This window comes from Methanoregula boonei 6A8 (assembly GCF_000017625.1).
GTDB classification, from domain to species: domain Archaea; phylum Halobacteriota; class Methanomicrobia; order Methanomicrobiales; family Methanospirillaceae; genus Methanoregula; species Methanoregula boonei.
The window spans coordinates 158,626-174,768 of record NC_009712.1 but is presented as its reverse complement, the minus strand read 5'-3'; the positions used below and the strand labels follow the sequence as shown (position 1 = coordinate 174,768).

At 56.4% G+C, this 16,143-nt stretch carries 16 protein-coding genes; 7 read left to right on the top strand and 9 right to left on the bottom strand.

Annotation, left to right across the window (positions count from 1 at the left end; genetic code table 11):
• Positions 1-6: 6 nt before the first annotated feature.
• Positions 7-909: a hypothetical protein gene (locus MBOO_RS00905; RefSeq protein ID WP_011991188.1), complete on the top strand. Its 903-nt coding sequence runs from the start codon at positions 7-9 to the stop codon at positions 907-909.
• A 556-nt stretch (positions 910-1,465) separates the two neighbouring features.
• Positions 1,466-2,305, top strand: a complete 840-nt coding sequence (locus MBOO_RS00900; protein WP_011991187.1) for a class I SAM-dependent methyltransferase — start codon at positions 1,466-1,468, stop codon at positions 2,303-2,305.
• A 58-nt stretch (positions 2,306-2,363) separates the two neighbouring features.
• Here MBOO_RS00900 and MBOO_RS00895 read toward each other — a convergent pair whose 3' ends face one another.
• From MBOO_RS00895 to MBOO_RS00860, 8 genes are all read right to left on the bottom strand, one after another.
• Positions 2,364-2,876 carry a DUF2116 family Zn-ribbon domain-containing protein gene (locus MBOO_RS00895; RefSeq protein WP_011991186.1) on the bottom strand — a complete coding sequence of 171 codons (513 nt, stop codon included), beginning with the start codon at positions 2,874-2,876 and terminating at the stop codon, positions 2,364-2,366.
• A 178-nt stretch (positions 2,877-3,054) separates the two neighbouring features.
• Positions 3,055-3,765 carry a sugar phosphate isomerase/epimerase family protein gene (locus tag MBOO_RS00890; protein WP_011991185.1) on the bottom strand — a complete coding sequence of 237 codons (711 nt, stop codon included), beginning with the start codon at positions 3,763-3,765 and terminating at the stop codon, positions 3,055-3,057.
• Positions 3,766-3,831: 66 nt separating this feature from the next.
• Complete coding sequence (locus tag MBOO_RS00885; RefSeq protein ID WP_011991184.1) at positions 3,832-4,089, bottom strand: 4Fe-4S binding protein; 258 nt, start codon at positions 4,087-4,089, stop codon at positions 3,832-3,834.
• Positions 4,086-4,613, bottom strand: a complete 528-nt coding sequence (locus tag MBOO_RS00880) for a 2-oxoacid:acceptor oxidoreductase family protein (RefSeq protein WP_011991183.1) — start codon at positions 4,611-4,613, stop codon at positions 4,086-4,088. Before MBOO_RS00880 ends, MBOO_RS00885 begins: the two co-directional genes overlap by 4 nt.
• Entirely contained in the window at positions 4,606-5,718 is a 1,113-nt protein-coding gene (locus tag MBOO_RS00875; protein ID WP_011991182.1) for a transketolase C-terminal domain-containing protein, read from the bottom strand. Before MBOO_RS00875 ends, MBOO_RS00880 begins: the two co-directional genes overlap by 8 nt.
• Entirely contained in the window at positions 5,715-6,602 is an 888-nt protein-coding gene (locus MBOO_RS00870) for a thiamine pyrophosphate-dependent enzyme (RefSeq protein WP_011991181.1), read from the bottom strand. Before MBOO_RS00870 ends, MBOO_RS00875 begins: the two co-directional genes overlap by 4 nt.
• 139 nt (positions 6,603-6,741) lie before the next feature.
• Positions 6,742-8,043, bottom strand: a complete 1,302-nt coding sequence (locus MBOO_RS00865) for a phenylacetate--CoA ligase family protein (RefSeq protein ID WP_011991180.1) — start codon at positions 8,041-8,043, stop codon at positions 6,742-6,744.
• Positions 8,044-8,061: 18 nt separating this feature from the next.
• A complete protein-coding gene (locus tag MBOO_RS00860; RefSeq protein ID WP_011991179.1) occupies positions 8,062-9,264 on the bottom strand; it encodes a pyridoxal phosphate-dependent aminotransferase in 1,203 nt (400 codons plus the stop codon).
• 331 nt (positions 9,265-9,595) lie between these two features.
• Here MBOO_RS00860 and MBOO_RS00855 point away from each other — a divergent pair, with 331 nt between their 5' ends.
• The 5 genes from MBOO_RS00855 to MBOO_RS00835 all read left to right on the top strand — a co-directional run bounded on the left by MBOO_RS00855 (position 9,596) and on the right by MBOO_RS00835 (position 14,899).
• Entirely contained in the window at positions 9,596-10,699 is a 1,104-nt protein-coding gene (locus MBOO_RS00855) for an ABC transporter substrate-binding protein (protein ID WP_052291879.1), read from the top strand.
• 152 nt (positions 10,700-10,851) lie between these two features.
• Positions 10,852-12,039, top strand: coding sequence for an ABC transporter permease (locus MBOO_RS00850; RefSeq protein ID WP_011991177.1), 1,188 nt, complete (start codon positions 10,852-10,854; stop codon positions 12,037-12,039).
• On the top strand, positions 12,036-12,701 hold the full coding sequence (locus MBOO_RS00845) for an ABC transporter ATP-binding protein (protein WP_011991176.1): 666 nt from the start codon (positions 12,036-12,038) through the stop codon (positions 12,699-12,701). Before MBOO_RS00850 ends, MBOO_RS00845 begins: the two co-directional genes overlap by 4 nt.
• Before the next feature lie 441 nt (positions 12,702-13,142).
• A complete protein-coding gene (locus tag MBOO_RS00840; RefSeq protein ID WP_011991175.1) occupies positions 13,143-13,970 on the top strand; it encodes an ABC transporter ATP-binding protein in 828 nt (275 codons plus the stop codon).
• Entirely contained in the window at positions 13,967-14,899 is a 933-nt protein-coding gene (locus MBOO_RS00835) for an ABC transporter permease (protein WP_011991174.1), read from the top strand. The genes MBOO_RS00840 and MBOO_RS00835 overlap by 4 nt, the downstream gene beginning before the upstream one ends.
• A gap of 25 nt (positions 14,900-14,924) precedes the next feature.
• Here MBOO_RS00835 and MBOO_RS00830 read toward each other — a convergent pair whose 3' ends face one another.
• Complete coding sequence (locus MBOO_RS00830; protein WP_011991173.1) at positions 14,925-16,124, bottom strand: M24 family metallopeptidase; 1,200 nt, start codon at positions 16,122-16,124, stop codon at positions 14,925-14,927.
• Between the last annotated feature and the right edge of the window lie 19 nt (positions 16,125-16,143).

The window sequence follows — 16,143 nt, the reverse complement described above, 5'->3', positions numbered from 1 at the left end:
TTTTTTATGGATTCCTCTAAAAAGCACTCATTGGATGAAATCCAAGATCCAATTGTGACAGTAATCAATGAGGCATTAAAGAAATATCCCCATTTGGAAAAAATAATTCCACAATGTACACCCAGATCGAAATTACATTTTGATCAATTCAAAGGAGAGATCCCTAAATCAAGAAAACATGAAATTTCCGAATCGAAAATCTATGAAGTTCTTCTGGGTTCTGGAGAATCCAAACAATTCTCGTGTCAATTATCTTTTTTAGAAAGCTTGTTGACGAAATATCCTGAATATTGCACAAAATCCTTTGGACAACAATTGGTCGGCGCATTTTTTTCACATTATCTTGAAATTGAAATTTATGATAATCTTAGAGAGTGTGGGTACGATCCCCTGATCGATCCAGATATAATCCCAAATTTGAAGAATTCGACAAAGGCGGATTTTAAAATAAATCAAAGTGGCCATGATATTTTTATTGAAGTAGTATCTCCCCGTCTTCCATTAGACGAAGAGTTAATGTTTGAAGAAAAACCAAAAATGAGATTCTTTGAAGACAGTGAAAGAAATGACACCTTTAATAAGATATACAAGGAATACAGTCATCACTTCAAGCCGTTTGAACCACGATACAATTCTCCGACATTAATTATTCTCGATAAGACTTACTCAATGGGACTTTCAGAAGTCCTCGGTTCACTCGATTTGAGCAGGATATACTCAGAATACGAATTCCCCGATTATTTCATTGGAATACTAGACAGAACTCGCTATAATAGAGATTTGATTTATAAAGTACTGAAAAGACCAAGACCCACTCGATTCTATCTCAATCCAGAATATGTGGATTATCACACATTAATTCCGGAATTGTTTCGCCGTTTCATACATTTCACGGCAATTTCAGGATAATCCGTATAGTGGAATTGAAGGGCTCATTGTTGCTCTCTCGCCAAGCGAGGCCCCGACAAGGCGGCCGAGCAAACCCCACAGGGGGGGCACCCTCGCATATCTATTTCCCAAAAAATACCTACCTTTTTTCGTCCCAATCCGGGCCCAATTCAGACCCCGATTCCCCTCTTCCGGATTCCGGATCGTATCTCCACAGGAAATGCTGTCCACGCCCATAGAAAATCCCGATATAATCGCGTATTTTCAAAAAATACCCGAATTAAAGGCCGTTTAAACCTGCAATATAGCGGGCTTTCTTTGGCCGCGAAAAATGACACACTGGATTGGTCGTCCGGTGCCCGGATCGGCTGCCGGAAGGGCATTGCGGGCCGTTTCCCGGAAAACCCCTATTCGGGGTTTTCAAGCAGATCGGGGATTGTATAATGGCGAAATCACGAATTCCCCGGTTCCCCCGGGGGGAGGCCGGGCGGGACTGGCAGGTGCGGCTACGGGCACATCCCCCGGTCAGCGTAAAACCTACATTTTCTCCCGCCCAACAACCTGTTGAGCCATTCGTATGACCGCACCTCCCCCGCCTCCGCAGCAGTACCTCGCCACCGGTTTTCGCGACGTGGACGGATCGACAGATACCCCGGCCTGCACCCGCTGCCTCGATCTGATTGCCGGTATCCCATTCTTCAGGCGCGTAAAAGACGAGAGTTTCCGGATCCTTGCCGGTACCCGCCCCGGCCTTGTCCTTGACGCCGGCTGCGGTGCAGGAAACGATCTATTGGCCCTTGCCGGGCTCCTCTCCCCGGATTCGAGGCTCATTGGCCTTGACGCGAGCGCCCGGCTCCTTGCAACCGCCGCAGAACGGATCGCTGATCACCGGGCCCGGTGCTGCCTTGTCCGGGGCGACCTCCTGTCCGTCCCGTTCCGGAAGAGTACGTTTGCTGCATGCCGGATCGATCGTGTCCTCCAGCACCTCCATAACCCGGGCCGGGTGGTACAGGAGCTCGTGCGGGTCCTTGAGCCGGGCGGGACGCTCGTTGCCTTTGACAATGACTGGGACACGCTCACTCTCTCCCTGGACAACCGGCACGCTGCAGCCGCACTTACCCGGTTCTGGAGCGACAGTTTTGCATCGGGCCGGGTGGGAAAGGATCTCGCCACTCTCTTTTCTGATGCCGGGCTCACGGATGTCGTCGCTGAGCCGCGAGCCCTTGCGCTCACCGACCCTGAGATCGCGGAGAAGGTCTTTGACATCCCTGCGCTGCTTGACCGGATGAATGCAGCGGGACTCCTGAACGCTGGCGAAGTGCACGAAATAAAAGAGGATCTCGCCCGGAACGCCCGGCGCGGAACGTTTGCCTCCGGCTACACCGGTTACCTGGTCCGGGGCAGGAAACCTGTTTAACCGTAAAAAAATCCGGACCCGGCCGGGGTCCGCATGGAGACCAAAGAGTGCAGAAGTGTCAGAGTGCCGGGTTCTGGTACACAACAGACTCCGCACCGTTTGCAAATTTCGCCGTCACCACAATGCTGCTCGAAGAGGGCGCGGCAAACGTGGCACTGGCGCCCGGGCTGGTACCGAGTGTCCCTTTGTTGACCCCGTTGATCGAGACCTGAAGCGCTGTGATATCACCTGAGCCACAGGTGGTACTTATTACCTGGAGCTGAATTGCGGATGACGACGCTCTGCTGGGCGTGATATCAACGAAACATGTTGGTTGTGGCGGGATGGATGATGCATCTGCACTTGTCGGCTGTACGGTGACTGACGGTACAATTGACGTCCCCGGACCCGGCCCCTGTACCGGGTTTATGAGCAGGACCGCAACAATTACAACAATCACAACGATCAGTACGCCGACGACGATATACGGCGTCATGGGACTCTTTGCCGCAAGGACTTTCCGGCAATTCGGACAGGCACTCCGGTTCGGGTCAACAGGTGCACCGCAGTAAGGACAGGTCTTCTGTGCCATTTACCTAAGTTCTCTCCTGAAGGAAATATATAGCCGCCCCCCATAAAAATCCGGATTTATCCGCACTTCCTCCGGATCAACCACCGACACACAACCCCACGACCCGGCGTTCTTCCTGCAAACACCGACCCCTGCAGGAGGACCTCTTTTTTTTGCAACCCCTGTTGCACGGATCTTCTCACATCGTTTCGAGCAGTTTCAAGCTCGCGATCGCTCCCGGGTAACTCTTCACTTCGACTATTGCGGTCGCTTTCTTCTGGCGCATCGCGGCAATCACCGCAGGAAAAGCGATCGTCCCTTCTCCCACCGGGCTGTGGGTGTCCCGCCGCCCGTCATTGTCGTGGAGGTGCAGGTGCGAGAAGTGTGTATCAAGGAACCCGGGCAGGCAACCGTTGAGGTTTGCGTGCCCGACGTCAAGCGTAAAGCCGCAGTCCCCGATGAGCGCAAGGTCTGCCGGCGTCCGCAGGTTAAAGAAGTCCATGTTCCCCATGTTCTCAAACGAGAAGGAGACCGAATATTCGCATGCTGCTGCACAGAGTTCGGCAAGGGATTTGGCAAACTGCGCTGCAGCCTGCTCCCGTTCCTGCGCCCAGGCAAAATACCCCGGGTGGAGGACAACGGCGGCATCGATCTCTGCTGCCTGGGCAAAGCAGGCGGTCATCACGTCCACGCTTGCCCGGCGCACACTCTCAAAAAGGCAGGCAATGTTCATGCCGTGGTACGGGGCGTGGAGGATAAAGTCCGCGGTATAGCTCTCGAAGGGCTCCGTGCTGTCCACGAAATGGGGACCCTCGTCCATCACCTCGATGAGATCGGTCAGGGCAGTCAGCCGGTCCAGCGCTACAGAAAGCGGCTCCTCGATGAGGCAGTAGGTCGAGATGCCGATCATGAGGAGCGATGGCGCACGGGCAGATAAATAAGGCGCGGTTATGAGCCAAGCCTCCCGGCCAAAAAATTACTTCTCTTCCCGGACCATCGCGATCGCTTTTTTTGGGCACTCGTTTGCACAGATCCCGCAGCCCTTGCAGAACGCAAGATCGATGACGAGATCCTCCCCGATAACGGCATCCGGGCAATAGAGCGCACAGATCCCGCATCCGTTGCAGTTCTCCCTATTGACAACCGGCTTGAAGACCCGCCATGCCCCGGTATGGCCGGCAGACCCGGCCACCGGCCTGCTGATGGCAACATGTTCATTCCGGTACGGGCTCATGCGCTCATCTCCCGGTACGCGGCCTCGGCCGCACGCACATTCCTTTCATCGGAAAACATCTCCCGTATCGCCGCTGTGGCCGAGCCCGGCGACACGATACCGGCTTTTGCAAGTGCCCCAATCACCGGGGTGTTGAGGATCGGGCTCCCCGCGACTACAAGGCTCTCTTTGAGTGCAATACCGGTGAGATCGGCATGGGCCGCACGGTAACCGGCAAATTCCCGTGGGTGGGCGCTGTTGACAAAGACCCTGCCACCGGTCTTTAACCCGTGCAGGACATCGACCGTCTCCATCACGCTCGCATCGAGGACAACAACAAGGTCCGGCTCCCGGATCTGGCTGTAAATTTTGATCGGACGGTCGTCGATCCGGACAAACGAGACCACCGGTGCTCCCCGGCGCTCGGCGCCATAGAACGGGCAGGCGGTTGCGTACTTCCCGTCATGAAGCGCGGCACCGGCCAACAGTTTTGCCGCGGTCACTCCTCCCTGCCCGCCCCGTGAATGGATCCGGACCTCAAACATGATCGCTCACCCCAAACCAGAACTCTTCCCCGATCCGGCGCTTCCGGACAAACTCCGCGATATCATCGTACGTGACCTCCTGTCCGCCGAGGCCGGCGATCACGGAAAAGACTTTGGTGAGGTATTTGGACCGGATCTCATGAGCCAGCACCCCGCCAAACCCAAACGAATAATCGCGGTCAATGACCACAAGCTCCTTTCCGGCAAGGTCGAGATCCGGGAACGGTCGGAACCAGCGGGGCCGTACGGACCCAGCTTTTATCCCCTCGTCCCGCAGAATATCGACTGCCACCTCCGCCTCCTTCCCGAGTGTGCCAAGGGCCACAACAACCACATCCGCATCGCCGGCCCGGTACTCCTCGGCTGCACTATACGTCCGGCCAAAACGCCGGGCAAAGTCCTGCTCCGTCTCTGCGATCACAGCCTTTGCATCCTGCATTGCCTGCTCCATTTTGTACCGGAACCGGAACTGGTCGGCCGGGCCGGCGATTGTGCCGTACCCTGCCGGATGCGCCGGATCTACCGGGTCGGGCAGGTGGATGGGCGGGATAAAATCCCCGGGCTCGACCGTGTCGAGCGGCTGCATGATATGCGAGAGGGTAAATCCGTCAAGGTTTATCATCACCGGCAGGAGGACATCGTTGTGCTCGGCGATCCGGAATGCCATAAGCGTGGTGTCATAGGCCTCCTGCACCGTTGAGACCCAGATCTGGAGCCAGCCGGTATCGCGCTCCTGGATCGCATCGGAGTGTTCGACCCAGATGTTCCAGCCGGGGGCAAGCGATCGGTTGACGTTTGCCATCACCACCGGGAGCCGGGCCCCGGCCGCCCAGTTGGTCATCTCGTGCATATAGGTGAGGCCGTGCGAGCTTGTCGCGGTAAACGTCCTCGCCCCTGCAATGCCTGCCCCAATGCAGGCAGCCATCGAAGAATGCTCGCTTTCAACCGGGATATATTTCGTGTCGAGTTTCCCGGCAGCAACAAACTCCGCGATCGTCTCGACAATATCTGACTGGGGCGTGATCGGGTAGGCAGCCACGACATCGGGCCGGGCAAGGGCCACTGCCTCGGCAACGGCCTTGTTCCCCGTGGAGATCTTTCTCACGATCCCGCCTCCTCAGCGGCGAGCCGCCGGAAGTTTTCTGCAATCCGGCCTTTGAGCAGCGCCACCGTGGCCGAATCGATCCCCTTAAAGCGCCCCTGGGGCGCGAGATACTCTTCGAGCGGGACCGGCTTTTTCATCGCGGCCTTTGTGGGGGCACTGATCACAAGTTTCCCGTTCTCGCGTTCGTAGAGCGCCCAAATACCGGATTTTACCGCAAGTTTTCCCAGCTCCACGGTCTTTTCCGCAGAGTACCGCCAGCCGGGCGGGCAGGGGGTAAGGATGTGGACAAACGTCGGGCCTTCAAAGGTGAGGGCTTTTTGTACTTTCCTGAACAGGTCCTGCGGGTATGCGGCACAGGCAGTTGCCTGGTACGGCGGCTCGTGGGCAGCGATGATCGTATCGATGTCCTTTTTTATCTCAGGCTTTCCCGCAGGTGTCGTCGTAGTCTTTGCCCCAATGGGCGTTGCCCCCGAGCGCTGCATGCCGGTATTCCCGTAGGCCTCGTTGTCGTAGCAGACATACAAAAAATCGGTCCGGCGCTCGAACGCGCCCGAGACTGCCGAGAGCCCGATATCAAGCGTTGCACCATCCCCGGCATAGACCACGACTTTTGTCTTCTTTCCTTTCGCCCGCAAAAACGTTGAGAGGCCCGATGCGGATGCGGCGGCGGCCGCAAAGGCGATGTTTACCACCGGGAGAGCATACGCGGTCTTCGGGTACACACCCTGGAACGCGGCCGTGCAGCCGGCCGGCATCACAAGGATCGTGTCCGGACCTGCCGCCTTGAGCACGTACCGCAGGGCGAGCGAGTCACCGCACCCGGCGCAGGCCGAGGTGCAGTTGAGGACATATTCGGTGCTGGGAATTTCTGCGATCACAACCACATCCGTTCTGGAAGAATGATACCGGCGCCCGGGGTGTCTTTGTCAGGTCCGCGCTCCTGCGGATCCTAAAAAAAAAGACCGGGATTTTTCTCCCCGGGCCGGCACCGGCAGTTCTCCCGGCCCGGGAGAAGCATGGGGATTATCCCCAGACCTTGGTTCTCTTGTCGATAATCCTCTTTGCCTTGTGGGTCTCGCGGGGGAGCGTGCCGGGCTTGTGGACGATGATATCAGCCTTCACACCGAGCCGGGCCTTAATTGCGGTAGCAAGGATATCCTGGACCTCGGGGATCGTCTTTTTCGTGTTCTCGACTTCGATGGCGAGAGTATCGAGGTGTTTCTCACGGTCAACGATCAGGCGGTACTCGCCGGTCAAAAAGTCCAGGCTCCGGACCACTGCCTCGACGTCGCTGGGGAAGACATTCACACCTTTGATGATGAGCATGTCATCGGTCCTCCCGTGGACACCGGACAGGCGCTTGTGGGTCCGGCCGCAGTTGCATTTCTCGTCAGTGTACGTGACGATATCCCCGGTCCGGAACCGGATGAGCGGGCGGGCGCGCTTCTTTAAGGTGGTGAGCACCATCTCGCCACGCTCCCCTTCCCCGACCGGCTCCCCGGTCTTGAGGTCAAGGACCTCGACTATCATGTGATCCTCTTCGATATGGATCCCGGACTTCTCCGTGCACGACCCGGCGCAGGCCCCAAAGATATCCGAGAGGCCATAATATTCGTACAGGTTTGCGCCCCAGAGCGCCTCGATGTTCTCCCGGGTCTCCTTGATCCCGCCGCCGGGCTCGCCCGAGCAGATGAAATTGCGCAGGCTCAAGTCCTTTGCCGGGTTGAGGTCGGCATTTTTTGCGGTCTCACCCAGGTACCACGCATAGGACGGCGTAGTCCAGGTCCAGTTGGGCTTGAACTGCCTGACAAAGTTGAGCAGGCGTTCCGAGGGGATCGAGCCCGCGTGGATGGCAAGTGCCCCCAGTCTCTGTGCGCCAAGCACGCACGGCCCGCCAATGAAAAGCGAGAAGTTCAGGGCATGGATGTACCGGTCCTTCGGGCGCATCCCGCTTCTCCAGAAGAGCCGGGCCTGGCAGTCGATGAAGTCATCGAAGTCCTGTGCGGTAAACGGCGAAGCGGTCGGGACACCGGTCGAGCCGCTCGATGCAGAGATGTACACGATCTCTTCTTCCGGGACCGCAACCATGTCACCAAAGGGCTCTTTTGCCTGCTGGCGCTCCCGGATGATCTGCTTGGTCACAAACGGGAGTTTTTGGATATCGTCGATCGATTTGAGGGTGATATCCGGGAGGTATTTCTTGTAAAATGCCGATCCCTTGCGGGCAAAGGCAATTTCATTCTTGAGCAGCCTGAGCTGGTATTTCTCCAGCTTGTCACGGGGCATGGTCTCTATTTCCTTGTCCCAGTATTTTTTTTCAGTCATGAGAGCACCATGTTGTTGTTATGCGATCGTTTCGAGGCGCCTGCAGGCCTCCTGCAGGGTCTCGTCTTTTTTCGAGAACGTAAACCGGAGTTTTGTTTCTCCACCGGTGTGGTAGAACGAGCTTCCCGGGACTGCGGCAACCCCGGCAGTCTGCACAAGGTGACGGGCAAACTCCACATCGGTCTTCCCGAATTCGGAGATGTCAGTGAAGATGTAGTACGCCCCCTCAGGGAGCGTGCAGGAGAACCCGGCTTTTTTGAGGCCCGCAAAGAGGATCCGGCGTTTTCTGTCGTAACTTTCGGCAAGCTCCCGGTAATAGGATTCGGGCAGGCGCAGTGCAGCGGCACAGGCCTGCTGGAGCGGTGCCGGGGCGCCCACGGTCAAGAAATCGTGGATCTTGCGGATCCGCCCGGTAAGTTCGGGGTGGGCAAGCGCGTACCCGACCCGCCAGCCGGTCACACTGTAGGTCTTGGAGAAGCTCCCGAGGGTGATCGTCCGGTCCTGCATTTCGGGGAGAGAGCCGATTGAAACGTGTTTTTTCCTGTCGTACAGGATATGCTCGTAGATCTCATCGGTGATCGCGATCGCGTTGTTCTCAACACAGAGGTCGGCAATAAACGAGAGTTCCTTTTTCGAGAAGACTTTCCCCGTCGGGTTGTTGGGCGTGTTGATCACGACTGCGCGGGTCTTTTTGCTGAATGCCTCCTTCCATGCCTCCTCGTCGATCGAGAAATCGTCGCCAAGGGAGACATACCGGGGCACGGCGCCGGAGAGGATCGTGTCGGGGCCGTAGTTCTCGTAGAACGGTTCGGGCACCACCACTTCCTCGCCGGGCCGGATCACCGCCATGAGCGAGGCAAGCATTGCCTCGGTCGAGCCGCAGGTGACCGTGACACCGGTTGCCGGATCAAACTCCATACCGTTGTAGGCTTTCACCCGGCGGGAGAGTTCCTCGCGGAGCTCGGGTGCCCCCCAGGTGATTGCGTACTGGTTGATGTCAGCGTTGATGGCCTGGCACGCAGCGGCTTTGAGTTCATCCGGGCAGGGAAAGTCCGGGAATCCTTGTGCAAGGTTAACCGCACCGTACTGCAGGGAGAGCCGGGTCATCTCGCGGATGACGGACTCAGTAAATCTGTCAGCACGGGAAACAGAAAGCGGCCGCACCGGGGTACGGGAAGTACCCGGTCGGGGAGGGGTTGCTGATGAGATGATCCTTGCCACATCTAAAAAGTCTTCTCAAAATGATATAATCCAAAATATTTGAGAAAGTATTGCCGCGATTTTCCGGTATTTGGATCTCTTCGGCAGGTTTGGCTTCTACATCCGTGTTTTTATTATTTTCCCTCAAAAAACTTGGACGGCTGAAATACCCGGTGTGCGGCCTGTTGCGGGAGTTTTCACCCCTTTAGAAGAGGCTCTTTAGGTAAAAAAAGAGCGCGGGACAAAAGGGGGCGGGACAATATCCGACTTTCGAAAAAAGCATACCACAGGAAGGTGTGTGCCTTTTTCGCACCGCCACCCACCGGGCCGGGGGCCAGAGAGAGTAACTAACATGGTAAAGAAAGAGTACACGTATATCATTGCAGCTGTTGTGATCATCGCCGTTGCGGTGGTGGCATTCTATGCCTTTAGCGGATCGAACACGGCAAACACCCCTGTTGTATCCTCCTCTCCTGCACAGCAACAACTCCAGCCACTCAACGTGGGATACCTGCCCAACAACGGTCACGCGATTATCTTTATTGCTCAGGAAAAGGGGTACTTTGAAAAAGAGGGGCTGAATGTCAATCTCGTCCAGTTCCAGAACAGTGCTGAGGGAACAAATGCCATTATTTCAAAGAAGATCGATGTAGGTGGCTTTGGTCTCGTGCCGCTGATCTATATCTCGAAAGGGTATAACGAGACGATCATCGGGGGTCTTGACGGCGATGCCGCAGGCCTTGTTGTTACATCGGACAAGGCCGACCAGTATCAGAACCTTACAAAGTTCAGCGATCTGACAGTGTTTAAAGGTAAGACCATCGCAACGGTCAGGGCATCAACTGGTGATATTCATTTCCGTGATGCCTTAACCAAGGCGGGTCTCAACTTAACAACGGACGTTACGATCGTAGAACTTGCAAACCCGCAACTCGTTCTTGACGCAGTCAAGTCCGGTAAAGCTGATGCCGGGATGGTCTGGACACCCTACATGGAGCAGTCTGAAACCGAGGGATTCACCGTGGTTCTTTATACCGGGGATTTCTATCCAAATCACCCCTGCTGCCGTATCGCGGTGCTGACAGACAACCTTAATGCCAACCGCGACACGTATGTCAAATTCGAAAGAGCACTCATCGAGTCGTATGAGTGGCTGAAACAAAATCCGAATGCATCCGTTGATATCGTTGGAAAATACGTCCCGGTGAACAGATCGGTTCTGCAGGATGCCATGACCGACAATGAGACCTACAACTCTCCGGATCCCAATCTCCACGCTATTGACAATGTCTACGCGATGATGAAAAACATGAACTACATCAATACGACGGTTAATATTGATGATCACGTCGACACATCGGTATATAAACAGGCACTGGATGAACTCGCCAAAGAAAACCCGTCTGATCCGTTCTATGCACAACAGGAAGCCATATACCAGACTCAGGATGGATAAAACGAAAGAATACTCTTTTTTTTACGGTCGCAGTAAGGTGAACCAAAAATGTGTGGAAGGCAACGATCGAATTGCAGAATATCGGGAGTGTGTTTGGCCTCAATGGCAGCAGCCACGGAGCGCTCAACAGGGTCTTCCCGGGCTGACTCACAATGATACGACTGATTGGAAAGAATATAGCCTACCGCCCCGTGAGGAACGGCGCGCTCTTTGTCTGTTTTGCATTCATCGCCGCAAGCATCTTCCTGGGCCACGTGCTGATGGCGGGGGCTACCGGCAGCATCCACCAGGAACTCTCCCGGCTCGGCGCTGACCTCGTTGTTGTCCCAGCACAGTACACCTCGGAGAGCGAGGATGTCCTCCTGCGCGGGGAGCCCTCCACCTTCTTCTTTGACCGGTCCGTCCTTGACGAGGTCAGTAACGTGAGTGGCGTGGCACAGGCAGCCCCGCAGTCTTATTTCGGCACCAATCCGGATAACCACGATTCCCCGCTTGTCCAGATAATCGCGTTCGATCCTGACCGGGACTTCACGATCACGCCCTGGCTTTCTGAGCATCAGCAAAAGCCGCTTGGACATGGCGAGGTCATCCTCGGGAGCGGTCTTGCCGGGGATATCGGGTCAACGAATTACTACTACGGCCAGCCGTACGTTGTGGCCGGCCGGCTCGAACCGACCGGGACCGGCGTCGATTTCTCTGTCTTTATCCGGGAGGATGACGCACGGATGATGGCACACCTGTCAGAGTTTTACGCAGAGGAGATGTTCGCCCTTCCCGACAACGATATCTCGGTAGTACTCGTAAAGGTGCAGGACCCGTCACAGGCAGCACTGGTGGCTGAAAGGATCACCGAACAGGTTCCCGGTGTCAAAGTACTCACCCCGCAGTCTCTGGTAAGCACGGTTGCCACACAGCTGGACGCGACAGTGAAACTGCTGGATCTCGCGGCGCTGGTTGCCATCCTTGTATCGCTACCCCTGATCGCAATTATCTCGCTGATGGCGGCAAACGAGCGTATGCGGGAGATCGGAATCCTTCGTGCTCTCGGGGCAACAAAAAAGAGGATCTTCTCCCTCATCCTCGGGGAGTCCCTGGTGCTGGCACTTGCCGGGGGGATCACTGGTGTCCTTGCCTCACTGGGGGGGCTCCTGCTCTCTGAACAGTACATCGCATCCTCCCTTGGGATCCCCCTTGCTCTCCCGGCAACCGGGGAATTTGCCACGCTCGCCCTGACAACGATTATCGTGACTGCGGCAATCGGGGTTGCTGCTGCAGTCATCCCGGCGCTCCATGCGGCACGGACAGAACCCTATCTGGCAATGAGGAGTGGTGAATTATGATCGAGGTATCCGGCCTTGTAAAGACCTACCCTGCCGGCCGTAAGGAGTTCCGGCTCTTTGACGGTCTTTCATTTTCCAGCGAGAAGGGAGAATTTGTCCTCATCACCGGCCGTTCGGGTTCAGGGAAGACCACGCTCTTAAACATTCTCGGGGGCCTTACCCGGCCCACTGCCGGGAGCGTGAAGATTAACGGCCGGGAGATCAGCCAGATGGACGATGACGAATCCTCCGCGTTCAGGTCAAAGACAATAGGATTTGTCTTCCAGTTCCCGGGTCTGTTATCTGCGCTGTCGGCTCTTGAGAATGTCACCCTCCCCCAGTCCCTCGCGGGGCACCCGGCCAATGCGGATGCCGCCCGCGCTCTGCTTGACCGGGTGGGCCTTTCCGGGAAAGAGGATGCCTCCCCGGCATACCTCTCGGGAGGGGAGCTCAAACGGGTTGCCATCGCCCGGGCGCTCGTAAACCAGCCGGCGCTGATCCTTGCCGATGAACCCACAGCAGATCTGGATGTTGAAACAGAAAGGGAGATCATGGAACTCTTTGCCGGGATCCATGCGGCCGGGACAACGATTGTGATGGTGACGCATAATCCCGACCTTGCCGCATATGCTTCCAGAGTGTTGCGGATGGAGCGGGGCGGTCTGACAGAAAAGACCCCCTGATACTGTTTTTCCGGCCTGCCAGATCCCTTATGAATAGCAGGGACATTTTGCATGAAGTGCCGGATATCTTAACGCCGTGCTCTGCACAAAGGGGCAAATTTTGCCTCAAATTCCCGGAAAATGAAGAATCGCGCCAAGGATTGCTCAATTATCAGCGTATAAATTTGTTTTTTTGCGATTTATATCTGTAATACAAGCCGGCCGGCAACTGCAGGGACGTGTTTTCGGACCACCTGCCTCCCTCTGCGAAGGGGGGGGGGGAGAAAAACGACCGGAAGACCAGAAGGGAATGACCGGGGAAAATGATATTTCCGGTCCCCAAAAAGACCCGACAAAAACAGGTTACTGTTGTTACGGGAACAGGACTCCGTGTGTACGCCAGTACCTGCATTTCCTAAAAAGAATCGTGTTTTTCCGGGCCAGCGATGCAAAGGAGGTTTTATGGCAACAATCGAACTGCAGGATATCAGCATGGTGTTCGGCCTCAACGGCAGCAACCACGAGGCGCTCAACAAGGTCTGCCTGCACATCCGGGAGGGTGAGTTTATCTCGCTTATCGGGCCCTCGGGCTGTGGCAAGAGCACGATCATCGACGTTGTCTCGGGGCTGCGGGCCCCGACCACCGGCCGAGTCCTCATCGATGACCAGCCGGTGACCGGGCCCGGGACAGACCGGGGAACCGTGTTCCAGGACTACTCGCTCTTTCCCTGGATGACCGCGTTTGAGAACCTCCGGTTTGCCATTGAGCACGCCAACGGGAAAAGGGATCCGGATTCGTTCGATGCCGAGGCAGAGCGGTTCCTGAAACTGGTCGGCCTGGAAAAATTCCGCAACGCGTACCCCAACACCCTGTCCGGCGGGATGAGGCAGCGGATCTCGATCGCGCGGATGTTCTCCTTAGACCCGAAGGTGTTTTTGATGGATGAGCCCTTCGGGGCCCTTGATTCCCTCAACCGGATCTATATGCAGGATCTTTTGCTCCGGCTCTGGACCCGGGGGGAGAAGAGGAAGACCGTGCTCTTTGTCACCCATGACGTGGATGAAGCATTACTCCTCTCGGACCGGATCGCGATCATGTCTCCTTCCCCGGGCAGGATCAAGGAAGTGATCGAGATCCCGTTTGAACGCCCGCGGTGCAGGAAGACACTGGGGGCACAGCCCGAGTACCTTGCGCTCAAGTCCCATCTTCTCTCGGTACTCTACTGCGAGATGCTTGATGACCTCGATCGCCAGCTCGAAGAGCCGGTTGCCGGGGGGACACCGGCATGAGCCTGCCCCTCCGTCTCACACCGACCGGTACAGCAGCGGTCGTGCTGCTTGTCGCAACACTTGCGCTCGCCACCCTCGTCCCCGATGCACCGCAGCAGGCAATCTCCAGCAATATCGTCTTTGTCGGAGTGATTGTTTTCCTGCTCGCTGCCTTTGTCGCGGGACTCTTCGTGTACCCGGAAAAGGCCGTGACTGTGGGCGATCTCTTTCTGGTGGTGAGCACCGGGCTCCTGATCTGGGAAATAGCATTCGGGAAACTCGTGCTGCTCGATCCCCTGCTCTTTCCCGGGCCGGCCAAGGTCTTTGCGGTATTTGGGGCAGATTACTCCCTGATGCTTACAGGGCTTGTAAACTCACTTGCGCTCCTTGGCGCCGGGTACGCCCTTGCCCTAGCAACCGCGATACCGATCGGGCTGTACCTCGGGTGGAAAAAACGGCTCTTTGACGTGGCCTACCCCATCGCAAAGGCGGTCTCGCCCATTCCCCCGACCGCGTACCTCCCGTATACGATCGTGCTCCTCCCCACATTTGCCACATCATCGATCTTCCTTATCTTCATTGGTGCGTTCTGGCCGATCCTTGTGGGCTCGGTCTATGGGGTATTCTCCATTGACCGGAGACTGATAAACTCGGCAAAGACCCTGGGCCTCTCGGAGCGGGATATCCTACGAAAAGTGCTCTTCCCCGGAGCACTGCCCTCGATCTTCTCCGGGGCATTCATTGCACTTATCATGTCGTTTATCACCCTGACCGTGGCAGAGATGATTGCAGCAACCTCCGGCCTGGGGTGGTACATCCAGTACAACCACGACTTTGCCAACTACGACAAGGTGATTGCCGGCATCATCCTTATTGCCGTGGTCGTGATCGTACTGATGTTCTTCTTTGACCGGATCCAAAAATACTGCCTGCGCTGGCAGAGCACGTAATTGTGTGATCGGAGCCCGATCTTTTTTACCCGGTCAAAAATCCGACCGGGATTAATCCGCGGTTGTTGCCGGTCAGGGACCGGCCACCCTGCGGGGTCACAACAAAAGTGTTCTCGATCCCGACCAGGCCAAGGCCGGCAATTCCTTTCTTTGGCTCGATTGCAAAAACCATCCCTTCCTGCAGGGGTTCGTCAAAACCCGGCGCAATGACCGGGCTCTCGTCAATCTCAAGCCCGATGCCGTGGCCAAGGAACTTCACGGTGTTCTGTCCAAATCCCATGAACCCGTCCTTAAATTCCGGGGAGAGGCCGGCCACCACCGTGGCATAGATCTCTGAAGGTACAGCACCCGGTTTCAACATTGACGCCACCTCATCCTGCACCGCAACACACTTCTCGTGAACCTTGATGGCCGCGTCGGGAATCGCCTTCCCGAACATATAGTTCATGGTCTTGTCGGTATGGTAGCCTTCGACCCCGCAGCCGGTATCAACCACCACGAGATCGCCTTTGTTAAGTTTTTTCTCCCGGTTTCCCATCAGCGGGATGGCAGGGTGGAGCCCGGAGATCCCCCCGGGTGTATCCACACACGTGGGCGTGATCGTGCTTACCCCAAAACCAACCTGGCCAAGAAGCATCTCGTTAAACATCCGGAACCGGACAATTCCCTGGTGGCCCTCCTGCATCATGAGCGAATAGAGCCGGGTGCCAAATTCAATCTCATCCATGCCTTCGACCAGGAGATCCGGGATGCAATCCTCAAACACGTGCCGGTGGATCTTCCCGGCCTTTTCCATGAGAGAAAGCTCGTACTGGCTTTTTACTGCCCGGACTGCGGCCACCTGCGCATCAAGCGCGAGCGGGGGGGCGGAAAAGGCAAAATGTTTCTGCATCCGCCCGTACTGTGCGAGCGTAACAGAATCGAGCTCCAGGTACGCCGGCCCTTGTACCGGGCGGGTTGCCGCGGCTGCGTCCCGGTAACTCTTCATGGGCCGGATATCAGGAAAGAGCGATTCGCACTGCGCCCGCTCGAAGCTTTTCCGCACCCAGAACACGGCATCGCCACCCCGGGGAATAAGGAGCAGGCCATCCTGGATGGTGCCGGTAAAATAGTACAGGTTGATCCTTTCGGTGATGGCGGCAAGCGACCAGCCGGGCGAGCGGAGGTCCATCTCTGCCCGGAACCGGGCAAGCCGGGAAGTAAGTTCGCGTGCGGGAACCTGCATAATCTGCCGGATCTATTGG